The sequence below is a fragment of the Bradyrhizobium sp. CCBAU 53421 genome (assembly GCF_015291625.1).
Taxonomy (GTDB): domain Bacteria; phylum Pseudomonadota; class Alphaproteobacteria; order Rhizobiales; family Xanthobacteraceae; genus Bradyrhizobium.
Genome location: NZ_CP030047.1, coordinates 2,037,002 through 2,053,534, shown reverse-complemented (window position 1 = coordinate 2,053,534; position 16,533 = coordinate 2,037,002). Strand labels below are relative to the sequence as shown.

13 protein-coding genes and 1 pseudogene are annotated in these 16,533 nt (G+C 64.5%); 3 read left to right on the top strand and 11 right to left on the bottom strand.

What is annotated here, in order from left to right; all coding sequences use genetic code 11:
• Nucleotides 1-25 precede the first annotated feature (25 nt).
• The 4 genes from XH92_RS09700 to XH92_RS09685 all read right to left on the bottom strand — a co-directional run bounded on the left by XH92_RS09700 (nucleotide 26) and on the right by XH92_RS09685 (nucleotide 5,068).
• Nucleotides 26-985 carry a DUF2778 domain-containing protein gene (locus tag XH92_RS09700; RefSeq protein ID WP_246788353.1) on the bottom strand — a complete coding sequence of 320 codons (960 nt, stop codon included), beginning with the start codon at nucleotides 983-985 and terminating at the stop codon, nucleotides 26-28.
• Between the two features lie 290 nt (nucleotides 986-1,275).
• Nucleotides 1,276-3,657 carry a bifunctional diguanylate cyclase/phosphodiesterase gene (locus XH92_RS09695; RefSeq protein WP_194459017.1) on the bottom strand — a complete coding sequence of 794 codons (2,382 nt, stop codon included), beginning with the start codon at nucleotides 3,655-3,657 and terminating at the stop codon, nucleotides 1,276-1,278.
• A 356-nt stretch (nucleotides 3,658-4,013) separates the two neighbouring features.
• Nucleotides 4,014-4,424 (bottom strand): DOPA 4,5-dioxygenase family protein, encoded by a 411-nt coding sequence (locus tag XH92_RS09690; RefSeq protein WP_194459016.1) that lies wholly within the window; start codon nucleotides 4,422-4,424, stop codon nucleotides 4,014-4,016.
• A gap of 23 nt (nucleotides 4,425-4,447) precedes the next feature.
• On the bottom strand, nucleotides 4,448-5,068 hold the full coding sequence (locus XH92_RS09685; RefSeq protein WP_194459015.1) for a trans-aconitate 2-methyltransferase: 621 nt from the start codon (nucleotides 5,066-5,068) through the stop codon (nucleotides 4,448-4,450).
• A 183-nt stretch (nucleotides 5,069-5,251) separates the two neighbouring features.
• On the opposite strand from XH92_RS09685, the gene XH92_RS09680 reads away from it, so the two are divergent.
• A complete protein-coding gene (locus XH92_RS09680) occupies nucleotides 5,252-5,956 on the top strand; it encodes a hypothetical protein (RefSeq protein ID WP_194459014.1) in 705 nt (234 codons plus the stop codon).
• A 142-nt stretch (nucleotides 5,957-6,098) separates the two neighbouring features.
• Here XH92_RS09680 and XH92_RS09675 read toward each other — a convergent pair whose 3' ends face one another.
• Nucleotides 6,099-8,552 (bottom strand): molybdopterin-dependent oxidoreductase, encoded by a 2,454-nt coding sequence (locus XH92_RS09675; RefSeq protein ID WP_194459013.1) that lies wholly within the window; start codon nucleotides 8,550-8,552, stop codon nucleotides 6,099-6,101.
• 327 nt (nucleotides 8,553-8,879) lie between these two features.
• Between XH92_RS09675 and XH92_RS09670 the strand changes: the two genes are divergently transcribed.
• Nucleotides 8,880-9,779 (top strand): ABC transporter substrate-binding protein, encoded by a 900-nt coding sequence (locus XH92_RS09670; RefSeq protein ID WP_194459012.1) that lies wholly within the window; start codon nucleotides 8,880-8,882, stop codon nucleotides 9,777-9,779.
• Nucleotides 9,780-9,917: 138 nt separating this feature from the next.
• Here the strand turns inward: XH92_RS09670 and XH92_RS09665 are convergent, their stop codons facing one another.
• On the bottom strand, nucleotides 9,918-10,568 hold the full coding sequence (locus tag XH92_RS09665) for a PilZ domain-containing protein (RefSeq protein ID WP_194459011.1): 651 nt from the start codon (nucleotides 10,566-10,568) through the stop codon (nucleotides 9,918-9,920).
• 438 nt (nucleotides 10,569-11,006) lie between these two features.
• Between XH92_RS09665 and XH92_RS09660 the strand changes: the two genes are divergently transcribed.
• Nucleotides 11,007-11,819, top strand: coding sequence for an enoyl-CoA hydratase (locus XH92_RS09660; RefSeq protein ID WP_194459010.1), 813 nt, complete (start codon nucleotides 11,007-11,009; stop codon nucleotides 11,817-11,819).
• 335 nt (nucleotides 11,820-12,154) lie between these two features.
• Here the strand turns inward: XH92_RS09660 and XH92_RS09655 are convergent, their stop codons facing one another.
• The 5 genes and pseudogenes from XH92_RS09655 to XH92_RS09635 form a co-directional block, all read right to left on the bottom strand.
• A complete protein-coding gene (locus XH92_RS09655) occupies nucleotides 12,155-12,934 on the bottom strand; it encodes an SDR family NAD(P)-dependent oxidoreductase (protein ID WP_194459009.1) in 780 nt (259 codons plus the stop codon).
• Nucleotides 12,935-13,020: 86 nt separating this feature from the next.
• Nucleotides 13,021-13,945, bottom strand: a pseudogene (locus XH92_RS09650) (DUF1932 domain-containing protein).
• Nucleotides 13,945-14,814: an ABC transporter substrate-binding protein gene (locus tag XH92_RS09645; RefSeq protein WP_194459008.1), complete on the bottom strand. Its 870-nt coding sequence runs from the start codon at nucleotides 14,812-14,814 to the stop codon at nucleotides 13,945-13,947. The pseudogene XH92_RS09650 and the gene XH92_RS09645 overlap by 1 nt, the downstream one beginning before the upstream one ends.
• 19 nt (nucleotides 14,815-14,833) lie before the next feature.
• Entirely contained in the window at nucleotides 14,834-15,580 is a 747-nt protein-coding gene (locus XH92_RS09640; RefSeq protein ID WP_194459007.1) for a TetR/AcrR family transcriptional regulator, read from the bottom strand.
• Nucleotides 15,581-15,637: 57 nt separating this feature from the next.
• A complete protein-coding gene (locus XH92_RS09635; protein WP_194461191.1) occupies nucleotides 15,638-16,516 on the bottom strand; it encodes an SMP-30/gluconolactonase/LRE family protein in 879 nt (292 codons plus the stop codon).
• Nucleotides 16,517-16,533: the final 17 nt, after the last annotated feature.

Here is a 16,533-nt window from a genome sequence, read left to right as displayed (position 1 = left end):
TGTACCGGCCGCGCCGGTGGTCGGCTTACGAGTTCGACGCCGCGCGGGTCGAGGCCGACTGGACGTCCTTGATGCTGATGACGACGGCGATGCGCTTGATCATGCCGCTGCGGTAGGCCTGCAGGAACTTGTCGTAGTGCTTGACCGAGATGCAGCCGTTGGAGTCGCCGTTCGGCCCGAGCATGTAGCTGTGCACCAACAGACCAACACGCCCGAACGTATCGCTGCCATCGACCGGGGTCATGCGCAACGCGGGCACGCCGTGGAACAGCTTTTCGCGCGGCTTCATCTCGTAGAGGCCGGGCGGCGTCGCACCGGCGTTGCGGGCATTCACATGCGAGGGATCGTCGAGCAGATTGCCGAGGCCTGAATGCGCCTCGAACTTGGTGCCGTCGGGCATGTACACGATGCGGCCGGTGATGTCGTAGACCGCCGTGCTGCTGTCATAACCGAGCTTGCCGAGGTCGGGGCTCGGGCCGGACAGCAAGCCGTCATTCGGATCGACCGATGCGAGCTGTATCTTGCCCGGCATCATGTCGGCGATCTTCTGCAGGAAGGTCCGGTTGTCACCCTGCTGCACCGGCGCCTGCGGCGGCAGCGGCTGATCATTGCGCGCGAGCAGATTGGCCTCGGCCGGCCGCGATCGCGGCATCGGCACTGCGGGTGCAGCCGTCGTGGTCGTCGCCGCGACGGATGCGGTCGCCGGCTGGCTGGCCGGCAGTTCGGACTGGGTGTCACGCAGCTGGCCAGCCAGCGCGTCCTCGATCTGACCGAACTCGGAATTGAAATCGCCGCGGCTCGAACGGAACCCGCGGCGCAGCGGATAATAGAGCGAAGCCGTGTTGATCGTGGAGCGGGAGCCGAAGCGATCGTCGAAATTCAGCGAGGCGGTGGTGTTGGCGAGCGCCGGTCCATGCAGCCAAGCGGTAGGGTCGATGCCGACCATCCAGGCGGCAAGGCCAGACGACAGGACGAGCGCGCTCACGGCAAACGCCGTGCTGCCCACCAGAGACACGCCGCGGTTCGACTTACGCGCGGCAGCTTTCGTCGTACGTTGACCCATCATCCCCAAGTCGGTGCTCTGGGGCCTGTTACCCGGCCCACGTTGGATTCACCGTTCGCTCATCATATCAGGGAATTAGAGTAAGGCATAATCGAGACGGAGCGGGCAACGACAGGATTTTTAAACGTTTTTCGGATGGAAAGTGCCCGGGAATCAGCCCCGGGAGGGCCGGAACGGCCGAAAAGGTCCCGTTTCGGGACGATTTTGGCGACTCAGGCGATCTTTTCTTCCCGGAGCGTGAGCACCGGAACCGGCTTGCCGATCGCGTAGCCTTGGGCGTAGTCGACCCCGATCTGGCGCAGCTCGTCCAGGATCGCGAGGCTCTCGACGAACTCGGCCACCACCTGCTTCTGCATGATCTTCGCGGTCTTGGTGATCATCTCGACCATCGCGCGATCGACCTTGCTGTTCAGGATCTCCTTCACGAACGAGCCGTCGATCTTGATGGTGTCGACCGGCAGGTGCTTCAGATACGCGATCGAGGACATGCCGGTGCCGAAATCGTCGAGCGAGAAGCTGCAGCCGATCTCGCGCAGCCGCGCGATGAATGTCTGCGCCTCGTCGAGATTGGAGATCGCACTGGTCTCGGTGATCTCGAAACACACCAAAGCCGGCGCAACGTCATGCTGGGCAAACAGCTCGGCGACGAAGTCGACGAAATCGCCGTCGCCGATCGTGGCACCGGAGAGATTGATGGCGTAGCTCGCGACCTTGCGCGGGTGGTGCTTGCGCTCGGCGATGATCTCGAAGGCGCGGCGAACCACCCAGCGGTCGATCAGCGGCATCAGCCCGTAGCGTTCGGCCGCCGGCAGGAAGCTGCCGGGCGGCACCAGGGCGCCGCTCTCGTCGCGCAGGCGCAGCAGCAATTCGCGGCGCTCGTTACCCTTCAGCATGCCGTTCAGCGGGCGGATTTCCTGCTCGTAGAGGCAGAAGCGTCCCTCATCCAACCCCTTGCGGATGCGATTGACCCAGCTCATCTCGGCGACGCGCACCGCCATGCCGGTATCGGACGGACGGTGCTCCTGGACGCGGTTGCGTCCCTTGTCCTTGGCGAGGAAGCAGGCGACGTCGGCGAGCCGCAGCGCGTCCTGCACGCCGGCGCTGTCGCAAAGCGCGACAAGGCCGATGCTCGCGCTGATCCGGAAGCTCGAGCCCTCATGGACGAAGTTCGACTGCTCGACCACCGCCCTGATCCGCTCCGCGACATCGGCAGCAACGTCGTGCGTGGCGGAGCCGTCGTCCCGCAGCAGGATGCCGAACTCGTCGCCGCCGAGACGCGCAACCAGCCCGCTGTCACCGACCTCGGCAGCCAGCAGCCTTGCCACCTGCTTCAACAGCCGGTCGCCCGCCATGTGGCCGCAAGTGTCGTTGACGATCTTGAACTGGTCGAGGTCGATCAGCATCAGGTCGGCGCCGACGGCCGTCGAGCCCGACATCGCCTTGTGCAGTTCGAATTCGAACTGCCGCCGGTTCGCAAGGCCGGTGAGCGTGTCATGAGACGCGGCCCACGCCAGTTCCTCGACCAGCCGCCGCTCGGCGGTCATGTCGTGAATGATCATGACGCGGCCGGCCGGCTCGCCGGCATGCACGATCGGGGTCTCGACCACCGAGACCGGCACGCTGGAACGGTCCGGCCGCACCAGCAGGCGCTGCTGCGGGCGGCTTTCGTCGTCGACATCGGCGCTCTGGAACGATCCCTGCACCGGCTGCTCGGCGATGTTGAACAGCGACGAAAGCTGCTGTCCGGTGACGTCCTGCCCCGACGCGATCAGCCGTTGCGCGGCGGCGTTCATGTAGCCGACGCGATCGTCCTGCGTCGTCACGATGACCGCGTCGCCGATCGAGGCCAGCGTGAGCTGGGCGCGTTCCTTCTCAACCGCGAGCGCGGTTTCGGCAAGCCAGCGCCGCCACAGCATCCGCCGCGTATGAAACAACACGATGCCGGCAAGGCAGGCCGCGATCAGGATATTGACCAGCAGCAGCAGCGCGGAGACCTGGCGCGACGCCTTGCCGAGGTGATCGGAAAAATCGACGGCCAGCGTGCTCAGCGCGGCGTCGACCACACCGATCCGCTCGACCCAGTGCTTGATGGTCGCAGCCGAAGGATCATGCAGCGCGACGTCGTTGGCTGCCTCGTTCCTGATTTCGATCAGCTGGTCGAGCAGTGCATCCGAATTCCGCCACGCCGTCACCGCGCCGGCCACGTGGTGCATCGTGCGGAAATATTTGAACAGCCAGATCAGGCCGCCGATGTCGTCGTCATGATTGCCCGCCCTGGCGAAGCCACTCCGCGCCACGGCGTCGTTGTTGCCGGGCGCTTCCAGCGCGCGCCGCGCGGTGCGATCGGCCAGCGGCACCGCGATGGCGGCATCGAACTTCTGCAGATAGAGCGGCGCGCCGGTAGAGACATAGATCTGAAGGTAGTGAATGGCGTCCTTCTGGCCCTTCGACCACATGCTCTCGCCGGCCACATAGGCGCGCACCGCGGACATCACCTGCAGGCTGCCGGCCGACAGCCCGCCGAGCAGCAACACGATCGCAAGCAGAGGCCCAACCACCCGCCACAGTGACCAGCTTCGAAACGAAAAGAACATGCCCAATGAGCCCGACCCTGAAATGTCGGGCAAGCCTAGGAATGCCGGCTTAACCTCACGTTGCAAAACGCGACGAGTTTGAAACGACTTGGCTGTAATGAAATTGCGTCAAACTTTACCCATCCCTCAGCCGGGCCAAAGCATGAGCGAGACCAGGTTGAATTGGAGCGGCGTCGGAGGTCCACCTCTCCCTTGGGAGAGGTCGGCGCGCAGCGCCGGGTGAGGGGTTACGGTCCCTCGTTGGAGTTGCGGCCCCTCACCCGATTTGCTGCGCAAATCGACCTCTCCCCGGTGGGGAGAGGTGAACCGAACCCGAGGCCGAACCGATTCAAGTCAACTTCATCCCGCTCTGGCGCTCAGGGACGCAATGTCGGCGACGTGTTCGGGGCCGGCGCCTGCTCCATTTCTGCCTCTTCGGGCAGTTTGTCGGCATGGACGGCAAGCGGCATGCCGATCCAGAGCGGATCGTCGCGATGATCGCGGCGCGGATTGGTGGTGTTGGGATGGACCAGGATGCTCAGGCTGCCGTGGTTCAGCATCAGCCACGGCACCAGGGTCGGAAACAGCTCGGCCGCGAACGCCACCTGATACATCGCCTGATCGTGCGGGCCGACCTTGACGTCGTGCCAGCGCCCGAGCGTGACCAGGAAACGCTCGCCCATCCAGGTGCGCAGGCGTTCGGCCTCGCCCCGGCTGGTGGCGGGGTCGTAATAGACATGGGCGTGATAGCTCGCGATCTCGCCGATCCCCCGTGGCCCGTCCGTCATCTCGCCTCCCCTTCCGCGGCCCGCTACCCGCGCCGCAGCACACTGAACTGGAACGACTGCGTCGCGCCCCAGGGCGTGACGTGCCGGTGCGCCTCATGCGCGATCAACTCGAATGCCGGACCGACGGTCCGGCTGAGCGTTGCCGGATCATAGCGCTGCACCGGCAGGCCACTGCATTTTTCCGGACCGTCCGGCGCGAAGGTGCCGATCACGGCGTGACCGCCCGCCTTGACGCCGCGATGCAGTCTCTCGAGATAAGCGGCGCGGTCGCTCTCCTCAACGAGAAAATGAAACGCAGCACGGTCATGCCAGATGTCGAAAGCCTGCTGCGGCTGCCAGACCGTCGCGTCATCGGCAACCCAGCGCACCGCTGCGCCGGTCGCTCCGACCCTTTGCCGCGCGCTCGCCAGCGCAGCTTCGGAGAGATCGAGCACGGTGAGATCATGAAAGCCCCTCGCCAGCAGCGCATCGACGAGCCGCGAAGCCCCGCCGCCGATGTCGATGATCGAGGCGTCGCGGCCGGGCACGACGGATTCGATCAGGCCCAGCGATGGCTGCGGATCGGCCTGCGACCAGCTCACCTGCTGCTCGCCCTTGGTCAGATAGACGGTCTGCCAATGCGATTGTCGATCAGAAGCGGTCATGGTGATACGTCCCGAAAGCGGCAACAACCTGCGTTGCGCACCATTAACCATCAGCTAGGCGCCGCGGTGTCCCGCGTCAACCGGAGCGGCGGACGCGCACGGCGGCACCGCAGTAAATGCCGCATTTGCATCGCCATATTTTCCATTTAACCTGACGGCAGGTTGAGATCGGGGCGTCCGGGGATGGCCAATTTCGGCTGGACACGCGGCAACAAGCCTGCACCGACGGAGGATGCCGCCAACGACTTGCGCGGCCTCACCGATCCCTGCGCGTTTCTCGCCGCGCTCGACAAGGTGGTGCCGCGCTATCTCGACCTCGCCGACAACGGCGTGCTGGTCTATCCGGCCTGCAAGCGCAAGCCCGGCGACCTGCTCGGCGATGCGAGAACGATCTGGGATCACACGCGGCTCGAAGCGATGCGCTATGTCCCGATGGTGCCGCGGAAGGACACCGCGCTGCTGGTCGATCCATCGCGCCAGGCCGAGATGATCGACGCCTTCCTGCGTCAACGCGCGCACGACAAGACCGTCGTCGATTTCACGGGTACCGCGATCGAGGATTACGGCATCGCGATCTATGCGGCGCTGAACTGGCTGAACCATTGCGGCACCCTCGTCGGTGCCGATCCGCAAAAATTCTCCGGCACGCTGCGCAGCTTCCGTAAGGTCATGGTCGTCGCCCGGCAGTGGTGGGCGCTCGATGGCGCCGCGGAGCGCTGCCGGCAGATGCTGGAGGCACGCGAGCGGCCGCCGCTGGTGTTCTTCCTGCTGTGGGCCGAATGCACCAATCTGGCGCGCGAGATCGCGATCGCGGCGGCAGGCGCGGCGGCGACCGAGGACAGTATCGCGCGGATGCGTGCGGCCGATGATCCGGAGCAGCTGGCGTAACGCGCGAATTTGACGCGCGGCCGCAGGCTAGGGTGCGTGCTCATAAATCCTGTCCGCTTTCGAGACTTAAAGCGGACTAGCGGCTCGACCACAGGGATGTCGCCTCTTGACCCGAAGCGGACTTGGCTGCCGGTCGCGTAGCTTAGCTTTTACCGGACAGTTGAATTGCGCGCCCTACAGGCTCTTCAGCCACTAGCCGAACTTCGCAAAGATTGGAGCGATGGGCTGGCGTGCCGCTGACGGGATCTCGCACTGCGGCATCAACCGTCAAGTTGAAGTTGGTGCCGTTCGCCGCGAACGGATCGGAACCCGCAATCCCCAGTTCATCACAACCTTGCCACCAACCGTGTTCGCCGACGACGACACGTGGATCGAGTTGGTCGCTGAAGCGCGCCCTGGCGCGCATTGCGCCTGCAGGGGTCCGCAAGTCAACCCAGTCTCCGTTCTTGATCCCGCGAGCCGCGGCAGTCGCGGGATTCAGCTCGATCTCGGGGTGCAATGCACGCTTGCGCAGGCTCGGCAGCGCACGATGTTGAGTCTGACAAAACAGACTGGGTTTGGCGCAAGTCAGGATCAAAGGGAAAGCTGCGGCCAGGTCAGGGCGAGCGACAGGGCCGATTGGCGGCTCGACGAAGTCCGGCATGGCTGAATAACCACGATCGAGGAAGGTCTCGGACCAGAATTCAATTTTCCGCGAAGGCGTTGGAAAGCCACACGGGTTTCCCTTGCTCTCGCTGCCGGCGTGTTTGCGGTATCGCATCGTCAGCGGCTTCCGCAATCCAGCCGGCTGCGCGCGAAGCTGCTCCACGGTAAAACCGCTCGGACCGAGCTGCTGCCGGTAGCTGGCATCGACGTTGCCATCCCAGAATTGCTCGCCGAAGCCAAGGCGCGTGGCGAGGCCAAAGATGATATCTGTGTCGGAACGCGCCTCGCCTTGCGGCTCAACAATCGCTTGCCGAAGCTGTACGTGCGATTGAGCATCTGCGCTGATCTCAAATCCGATTTTGAGAGCCTCGCGTTCGAAGCAGGACGCCACGGGAAGCACGATATCGGCAAGCGCGGCCGTGGGCGTCATGAACAGATCAGCATGTGCGTAAAAATCGAGCGCGGCGAGCGCGGCCCGTCCGCGAACGGGATCGCCCTGTGCAAGCAGTAGATTATTGCCGAACCCGATGAGTCCGCGCACGGGATAAGGAGTGCCCTCCAGCACGGCGTCGTAAAAGTCTCGGGCGGAGACATTGTTCAAGCGCGCCGGTCCCAGCGGGCGTTCGACAAGTCCGATTGCGGGAACCAGCCGCTTTGCTGCAGGCAAGTCTTCTCCGGTGATCGACCCGGCTGGCACGGCTGGCAGTAGCACATTGCCGCCGGGCGCATCGAAGCTACCCGTCAGCGCATAGAGCATGGCCATGGCCCGCGCAGTCTCCGTGCTGTTGGCGTGATGCTCGTGCCCGCTCCAGGCATAGTAGGAGACAGGCCTGGCGTGCCCGATGATGCGTGCAGCCTGCTCCAATTGGCTCGCCGGAATCCAGCAGGTGCGCTCAATCACCTCGGGCGAATAGGTCTTGCACAACTCTGCATAGTGATCGAAAACGGGCCGGCAACCGATGGCGCCGTGTATGGTCGCGACCGTAAACTCGCCGCGCAGAGCAAAAGGCCCGGCGGTCGTCTCGTAGCGGCCGGCCGCCGGATCATAGCTAACGGTGCGATTGGCCGATGAATCCCAGGCGACAAATTGGTCTGGGCTTCCGCCGGAAGCCAGCTCGTTTGCCCTCAGCAACCTATCGGTATCCGAGCGCACCAAAAGAGGTCCGTTACTCCACGCGCGCACAAACTCCTGATCGTACCAACCTCGCTCGATCATGACATTGGCCAGACCTAGTGCGAGCGCGCCGTCTGTTCCTGGGCGCACGCGCAACCAGACATCGGCCTTGTTGGCCAGCCCGACATTGCGTGGATCGATCACGATCAGCTTCATTCCGCGTTTCAGGCCAGCGACCGTCGCTGTAGCGTGAGTGATGCGCGAAAATGAGGGATTATAGCCCCACAGGATAAGGCACCCGGATTCGGCGATGTCAGGCATCGCGCCGCTGCTTGCGATGCCAACTGTGCCAACGCCAAAGACATAGCGCGTCGCAATCGCACGGCCCCAGCCACACAGGTCGAACGCATACACCAAATTCGGCGTGCCAAATGCGTTCATCAGTCTCCGGATATAGGCAGTCGAGTCCACGATAGCGGTTGTTGAACTGGACGGTTGGCTAAAAGCTACCGCCTCTGGTCCATGCTGCTCGGCGATGCAACGCATCGCAGCGGCGATCTGATCGAGCGCCGCATTCCATGAAATTTCCTCCCACCCCGGATCGGCATCGCCTTTCGGTCGTGTTCGACGCAGCGGTCTGGTCAGCCTGTCCTTGTGGTACACCAGCTCAGGAGCTGCGCGACCCTTTGCGCAGATTGCCGCGCCGGTCGGGTGCGTCGGATCGGGATCGAGGCGCGTAAATCTGCCATCCGTCAATGTCGCGACGGTACCGCAGCGGGCGATACAAAGACCGCAGTACCCTTGCACCTGACGCACGTCCGGGGTTTCCGCTGACATGCACAAGCTCCCTTGTGACAAAGGATGCGCACGTAGGATCGCGCCTTCGTGCCGATGGCTGGTAAGCTGCCGCATCGTATCATAAACCACAAGCCACGCGGGGCATGTCCGTTCATGGCCCATCAGCGAAGTCGGGGCACGCCTCCTTGAGGTCCGGTCAATGGGGCACAGCGGACTGGAATTGCTCACGTTGAGTTTTTCGCATTTTGACCCAAAGCCGTCTTGGGCTTTTGCCTACGTGTTGCGACGCAGGATGTAGTCGGAAGTGCCCGCGGCTAGAAGAATTGATATCCTCCTCGCCCTCCTAACCTTTCATGAGGTGACCGAATGAAGCGCGTGGGCTTTTTATCGATCGGTACCAAGACCGCCGCAGCGATCAATCTTGGCGCGCTCCGAAGGGGACTGCGGGACCTTGGTTATGAAGAGAACAGGAATCTCCAGATCGAGCAAAGGTACGCGGATGGTAGTTCGGAGCGACTCCCGGTACTCGTCGGTGAGCTGATCGCCGCCAAAGTCAATGTCATCGTTACCGCCAGCATACCTTCGGCACTGGTCACGAAGAATGCAGCAGCAAACACACCGATCGTAGTTGCGGCTGCCGGCGATTTTGTGGGCAACGGGCTCGCGGCGAGCATGGAGCGTCCGGGCAGAACGATTACTGGCCTCGATGAGGTCGTTCCTGGCCTAAGCGCCAAACGCCTAAGGTATCTCGTAGACGCCGTCGGCGTTAAATCGCCGGTCGCCATTCTCTCAAGCGCCACCGGGCCCACGCATGCCAAACAGATGCAAGAGACAGAGGAGGTTGCACGCTCTCTCGGCGTGACATTCAAGACAGTGAGAATCGGGAATGCCAACGAAATCGCTCCCGCCTTTGAGGAGATGGCCCGTGAACGAGCTACCGCATTACTTGTCTTCTCTGGCGTATTGACCGCCATTCACTGCCGCACGATTGCGGAGCTTGCTGCAAAAAACCGACTACCTGCCATGTCTTGGCACAAACGGTTCGTAACCGACGGAGGTCTGATGTATTATGGACCAAATCTTTCGCGCATGTTTCGGCAATCCGCGGCGCTAGTGGACAGGATACTGAAAGGGGCACAGCCGGCTGACATTCCGGTCGAGTACGCAGCAGACTTCGAGTTGATCATCAATTTGAAAGCTGCCAAGGCGCTCGGCCTCCAGATGCCGCCTACGCTGCTTGCGCACGCCGACGAGGTGATCGACTAGAGAAGCCTCGTTGCTGCGATTGCTCACAGCCGGTTATGGCCCTTTGCGGACATTCACTTAGGCGTCCGTCGATGTCTGCTCTGGAGGGGAACTCGGACCTCGCTATCCCCGCACGCATCAGATTTGTGAGTACTCGCCCTAGCTAGGCAACGGAGCGGCTGACACCAGTTGCAGCTCCTTGGACTTGCGCGCGATGAGGCGGCCGAGATCGCCCTGCTTGTAGGTCTCGACGAACTTGATGGCGAAGCCGTTCGGCAGATGCCGGACCACGCGGCCGACGCAGGCGCCGATCGCCAGCGGCATGCCGACCGGCGGCTGCACCTCGGAGGATACCGCCGCGCCCGACAGCGACATGTCGATGATGAAGCAGCTCCGCATGGTGCCGTCCGCCAGCGTCAGCATGGCGTGCGGCGCGACGGGAACGAAGCGCGGGTTGTTGCGCGCCTCGCGGACGCTCGGATCCTTTTGCTTCTTCTCGATCCAGGTCAGCTTGTCGGCGAACTTCTCGCGCATCGCACGCGTCATCTCGAGCTCGAGCAGGAAGCTGCCGCTCATCGTGTCGGTGATGCAGCCCTCGAACTTGCCGAACTCCTCGAAATACGAGGTCAGCCGGTCGCCGACCTTGCCGACGACCGGCACGTCCACGATCATGCGGAACGGCGACACGCGCGTGGTGCGGCAGGCGAAGGTGCGCAGCTTGCCCTGCGCATCGTACCAGTTCGGCAGCGTGTAGCTGCCGTTGACCGTGATCCTGACCGCGCGTTGCTTGAGAAACTTCTCGACGGACACGACTGAACCTCGCCCGAGGCGATGTGAGTGCACGGAGGTCGGGGGTGACCGGCTTCCCTGCCGGTGCGATGGGGGGACGTCCGTTACCGATGCGATGGCAGCGGGAGACGCTGCGGCACCGCATCCCAGCGCGTCGTGGAACGGTCCTGGCGCGCAGGTGCGTACAGTCGTACCGTCGAAAGACTAGGAAAGCGTTAAGCCGGGACGGAGCGCGGGCGGCGCAGTCTAGGGCGCAACCCTTACACGGCAGTTTATTTTGCGAGCCGTACAACTACCGGGAGAGTTGCCGCACGGCGTTGCAATCGCGCCGTGCCCTAAACCGCCTGCCCGGTCTCGCAACCGGGTGCTAGCCTCGATGCCATCCTCAACCTTGATGCCTGGCCTTTTGATGCCAGCCTCTTGATGCCACCCCTGGCCGAAATCAGACCGGATCCTCCTATGCCAAACATCTCAGACAAGTCGCTTGCCGACGGCAAGATCCTGCAAAGCGTGGTCGACGGCGTCGGCGTCATCACCTTCAACAATCCCGACAAGCGCAATGCGATGTCACTGGAGATGTGGCAAGGGCTCGGCGAGGCGCTGACCGCCTTGCGCGACGATCCGGCCGTTCGGGTCGTGATCCTGGTCGGCGCCGGCGACAAGGCTTTCGTGTCCGGCGCCGATATCAGCCAGTTCGAGAAGACCCGCCACAACGCGCAAGCCTCCGAGGAATATTCGCGGCGCAGTGCCGCCCAGCGTGCCTTGCTCGCCGACTACCCGAAGCCGACCATCGCCTGCATCCGCGGCTTCTGTCTCGGCGGCGGCATGCAGGTCGCGATGCTGACCGATATCCGCATGTCCGGCGCCAGCGGGCAATTCGGCATTCCCGCGGCCAAGCTCGGCATCGCCTATGGCTATGACGGGCTGCGCCATCTGGTGTCGCTGGTCGGCCCGTCCTGGGCGCGGCTGATCATGTATACGGGCATGCGGATCGACTCCGCGGAAGCGCTGCGGATCGGGCTCGTCGATCGCGTGCTGCCGGAGGCCGAGCTCTGGGATGCGACCATGGAGATCGCGCGCACCATTTCGGGCAACGCGCCGCTGGCGATCAAGGCCGCCAAGATCACCATCGCGCAGGTGCTGAAGGATCCCGCCGATCGCGACATGGCTGCGATCAAGCAGATCGGCATCGACTGCATGGACAGCGCGGATTTCCGCGAAGGCCGCAACGCCTTCATGGAAAAGCGCAAGCCGCGGTTCCAGGGCCGGTAGCGGCGTCCTCATCCTCAGCTGTCATCGCCCGGTTCAACCGGGCGATCCAGTACGCCGCGGCCCATCGGCTCAAGCACAGCCGCCTCTGGAATACTGGATCACCCGCATGCGCGGGTGATGACCCCCGGATGGCTGTTGCACGATTTCTGAATATTAGAAGAATATCTCTGAGTTGCCCGACGTGTCAAGGTCCCCGTCGGACGCCGGCCACCGGCGGCTACTGTGCATGGGGTTGTTTTCGATATTTTGGCAGCCCGCCCTACCCCCCCCCCCGCAAGCGGGAGAGGGGACGTGCTTTCGATCCGGTTCCGACTGGTGATGCTCCCGGCAGCGCCCTACTTCTCGCTGACCGGCACCGTGTAGTTGAGGATCAATCGGCCGCCGTCGGGATAGATGGTCTGGCCGGTGATGTAGGAGGCATCGTTGCTGGCGAGGAATGCCACGACGGCAGCGACCTCGCTCGGCTCGCCACAGCGGCCGGCCGGGGTGCGCGACAGCACGCTGCGCCGCGCGTCCTCCGACGAGAAGATCGCCGTCGCCACCATCTCGGTCAGGATCGTGCCGGGCCCGACCGCCACCACGCGAATGCCGTGCGGCGCCAGCGCGACGGCCGCCACCGAAGTGAGCTGCTTCATCGCGCCCTTGGACATCGCATAGGTCGCAAGCGAGGGGATCGCGAGCAGCGCGTTGACCGAGGACATGTTGATGACGACGCCGCCACCGCCCTGCGCGATCATCTGGCGCGCCGCGGCCTGGACGCCGAAGAACGCGCCCTTGAGGTTGATCCCCATCACGTCGTCGAACTCGGCCTCGCTGATGTCGAGGAAGTCGCGGTTGCGCGCGACACCGGCATTGTTGACCATGACGTCGAGCCGGCCGAATTCCTTCACCGCCGTGGCCACGATGCGATCGACGTCGGCGCGCTTGCTGACATCGGCCTCGAGCGCCCGCAACCGATCCTCATGTCCGAGTTCCTGGGCGGTGTGGACGAGCCCGGCGGCGTCGACATCGGAGATGACGACCCTGGCGCCATCGGCCAGGAAGCGCGCCGCGCAAGCCTTGCCGATGCCGCGCGCCGCGCCGGTGATGGCGACGACCTTGCCGGAATTCTTCATGGGAGTGCCTCCAGAACAAAACTGTTCACGGAGCAATAGCGCATTGCGCGCCGGCAGGGAACGCGGCGGATTCTCCGCGCGCGATTTCAGGGTTTGATGCGCGCAAGAATCCGGTCGGCCTCGGTGCGCCAATCGGCGCTGCGGGCGAAGTCCGGCGTGCCCCTGACCCCGAACACGCCCTCATCGGCGAGATCGGCGATCCAGCCCTGCCGCTCGGCGGTGCCGGAGGCAGACCACGGCGTCAGGTGGGCCTCGCGCACGGTCTCCGCCGCTTCGCGCACCTCCTCGGCACGCCGCCGGCCGTGCTCGATCACCCGCTGAAAGAAATAGGCGCCCTGCTTCTCCCAATCGATGCCGGGAAAGGTCTCCTTGAGCGAGGCCAGCACCGCATCCTCGACGCCGTAGGCGCGCGCCGTGGTGAAGCTCTCGATCACCATGGCTTCCAGCCCCTTGATCATGATGCTGCGGCACATCTTGATCGCCGAGGACACCCCAAGCTCATCGCTCGCGACCTTCGCCGCGAAGCCGAGCGCGACCAGCTGCGGCGCCAGTTCCCGCGCGCCATGGCCGCCGAGCAGCAGCGGCACCTTGATCCGGTACGGCGGCAGCGAGGTCATCACCGCGCCCTCGACATAGCGGCCGCCGGCACCGTCGATATGCGCCGCCGCGCGCTGCTTGGCACCGGGCGAGGCCGAGTTGAAATCGAGAAACCAGGCGCCGTGCCCGGATCGCAGGCGCGCAGGCTTCGGCGACCGGCACCGCCTGGCTCGCCGTCACCGCCGAGATGATGAAATCGGCCCGCGCCGCGAGATCGGCATGGGACTGTGCGAGCGCGACGCCGGTCTCTGCCGCATGCGCGCGGAGCGGCGCGCCCTGCTCGCGGTCGAGCTTGATGTCGTAGGCAACGACCTTCATGTCCTGCTTGCGCAGGTCTTCGGCAAGGATGCGGCCGACCTCGCCATAGCCGAGCATGCCGATCTGCCATTGCCGCGGATCGCTGGAGATTGCCATCAGTTCAAGTCCCGTGTTGTGTCGTCGAACAATTCGTCGACCGTGACGCGCCGGGGGATCAATGCCTGCTGGACACAATAGTCGATCATCAATTCGAGCGGCCTGCGGTTGGCATCGACACCGAACGGCAGCGGGTCCGGCACATCAGCGGAACCGGCCTCTGCCTTGCTGCGCTTGAGCAGTTCATAGAGGCTCCGCACCACGTCGGGCCGCGATGTCGCAAGCTGCCTCGTCACCACCACCAGATGATTGACCGGCACGATACGATGCTGCGCGTACCACCGCGCCGCCTCCGCCGCCGGGTCGGCGAACAACGGCTTGAGCGCCGGATCGTTCGAGGTCTCGCCCAGCACGGCATCGAGCTCGCCGTCCTTGAGCATTTCGATGATGGCCCTGCCCTTCGGGGCCCGTTCGGTGCGGTCGACATATTCGGCGACATGTGGACCCTCGAACGTGACCCAGTCGATGCGGTCGAGGTTCACGCCGTGATCGTTGGCAAGGATGCCGCGCATCCATGCGCCCGTCGTGGTGGTGAACGAGCGGATGCCGACCCGCTTGCCTTCGAGATCCGCGGGCGTGAGCGTGCCGCGGTCGGCGCGATAGAGCGCGTAGCCATGCTGGAAGCGGCCGACCATCGCTGCCGGCAGCAACACCAGCGGCTTGCCGTGCGCCCTCGCCATCAGATAGGTCACGATCGCCATCTCGCAGACCTCGAACGCCTGCTCACGCACCATCGGCTTGAACGCGGCGTTGGTCGGCGTGAACTCGGTGAAGTCGAGGTCGAACAGCTCCGAGCGCAACTCACCGCTCTTCACCGCCTGGATATGCGGGTGATCGCCAAGCACCGTGCGCAGCCGAAGTTTCTCCATGGCGACGAACTCCGCTGGTTCAGGTCAGTGCTCGCCCTGGATTTGTGCCCGGCGCCTTGCGCGGAGCGGGCGGCGCTTGATCGAGCGGCGCGGCCTGCAGCGCAGCGACGGTCGCGCGCACCAGCTCCTCGATGGCATGGCCGGCATCGGTGCCGTCGGCGCAGCCGCGCGACAGGCGCGTGACACGCTCCGGCGTCACCAGCGTGTAGTAGAGCGCGCCGAGCAGGAAGTGACCGCGCCAGACCAGATCGGTACGCGGAATATGCGGCAGGCTTTCATGGATCGCGTCGATGAAGGCATGGCTGGTGTCGTCGAACGTCTGCGCGATGATCTTGCGCACGACCTCGTTGCCTTCGGCCGACATGATCGCGCGCAGCCGCGTGAACCGCGTTCCGCCGCCGGCGAGATCGCTGCCCGAGGTGAAGGCCGGCAGCACATAGGCGCGCACGATCGCCTCGAGCCGGTCCTGCAGATCGCGCACCCGCCGCGCCGCCGCCAACAGCTCCGAGCGCCGCCGGTTCATCGGGCCGCAATGCCGCCGATAGATCTCCAGCAGCAGGCCGTCCTTGGTCTTGAAGTGATAGGTCACGCTGCCGGGATTGGCGCCGGCTGCCTGCGCGATGTCGCGGACCGAGACGGCGTTGAAGCCGTAGGTCGAGAACAGCTCCTCCGCCGCGGCGAGGATCGCCTCGCGCATGTTCGGCTTGCGGGTGCTGGCGACCTTGGCGTCGGCCTTCACGTCGGACTTCGCGGGCTTGCGGACCATATTTGTACTATCGTCCAAATATTCAGGTCACGTCAACAAGGCGCCGGCAAGCCTGGATCAGGACAGTTTCACGTCAGGCTCGGCACGGCCGCGCGCCGCAGCATCGAGCAGAAAGGTTTGACCATGGCCGGGATCGGCCGCGCGTTGCGCCTCGTCCATGTCCTGCCAGGCCGAGGTGACCAGCACGCGCGAGAAATCGCGGCCGACAAACGCCGGGCAGCTCGATTGCTTCGCCGGAACCTTCAGCGAGCGCAAATGTCGGCCGCTGGGATCGTAGACATCGACGCAGCCAGCGCCCCAACGCGCGTTCCAGATCAGTCCATCGGCATCGACGACCGCGCCGTCGATCCCGCCGGGGCCTTGATGTCTGATCAAGTCGATCGGCTCGCCGGTCGGCAGTCCGGTCGATGGATCGAGCGGCACGCGATGCAGCACATTGGCTGCGGTATCGGCAAAATAGCCAACGTCGCCGGCGGGCGAAAAGCAGATCGCATTCGGGATCGTGATTCCGGGATAGAGCCGCGTGATGCGGCCGCGGTGCAGCGCGTAGATCGCGCCGGCGCCCTGCTCGGCCTGACGCCCCATCGTGCCGAGCCAGAAGGTGCCGGACGGATGCACGCGCGCATCGTTGGAGCGCGTCGCCGGATTGTCGGCTTCGAGTGCGGCGAACCGCTCCAGGCCTCCGCCGGCGACCTGCCTGACGTAAAGCCCGTCCTCGGTCAGGATCAGCTGCCGCTCGCCATCGATCCGCGCCAGCGCGCTCGCCATTTTCGGCAGCGTGTGAATGACGGTGCGGCCGCTTGCAAAACGATGCTCGAACAGCCGGTGCTCGCGGATGTCGAACCACCATGCGGTGTCGGTCGCCGCGTCATAGGTCGGGCCCTCGCCGAGATGACAGCGCTCGGCTGACAGCACCGATGTCGGCACCTGTTCGATCAGCGGCTCGGCGGCAC

What these genes read in the sequence shown, in the direction of transcription:
- XH92_RS09695 (WP_194459017.1), bottom strand. Translation starts at nt 3,657, where the DNA reads ATGTTCTTTTCGTTTCGAAGCTGGTCACTGTGGCGGGTGGTTGGGCCT.
- XH92_RS09690 (WP_194459016.1), bottom strand. Translation starts at nt 4,424, where the DNA reads ATGACGGACGGGCCACGGGGGATCGGCGAGATCGCGAGCTATCACGCC.
- XH92_RS09685 (WP_194459015.1), bottom strand. Translation starts at nt 5,068, where the DNA reads ATGACCGCTTCTGATCGACAATCGCATTGGCAGACCGTCTATCTGACC.
- XH92_RS09680 (WP_194459014.1), top strand. Translation starts at nt 5,252, where the DNA reads ATGGCCAATTTCGGCTGGACACGCGGCAACAAGCCTGCACCGACGGAG.
- XH92_RS09675 (WP_194459013.1), bottom strand. Translation starts at nt 8,552, where the DNA reads ATGTCAGCGGAAACCCCGGACGTGCGTCAGGTGCAAGGGTACTGCGGT.
- XH92_RS09670 (WP_194459012.1), top strand. Translation starts at nt 8,880, where the DNA reads ATGAAGCGCGTGGGCTTTTTATCGATCGGTACCAAGACCGCCGCAGCG.
- XH92_RS09660 (WP_194459010.1), top strand. Translation starts at nt 11,007, where the DNA reads ATGCCAAACATCTCAGACAAGTCGCTTGCCGACGGCAAGATCCTGCAA.
- XH92_RS09655 (WP_194459009.1), bottom strand. Translation starts at nt 12,934, where the DNA reads ATGAAGAATTCCGGCAAGGTCGTCGCCATCACCGGCGCGGCGCGCGGC.
- XH92_RS09645 (WP_194459008.1), bottom strand. Translation starts at nt 14,814, where the DNA reads ATGGAGAAACTTCGGCTGCGCACGGTGCTTGGCGATCACCCGCATATC.
- XH92_RS09640 (WP_194459007.1), bottom strand. Translation starts at nt 15,580, where the DNA reads ATGGTCCGCAAGCCCGCGAAGTCCGACGTGAAGGCCGACGCCAAGGTC.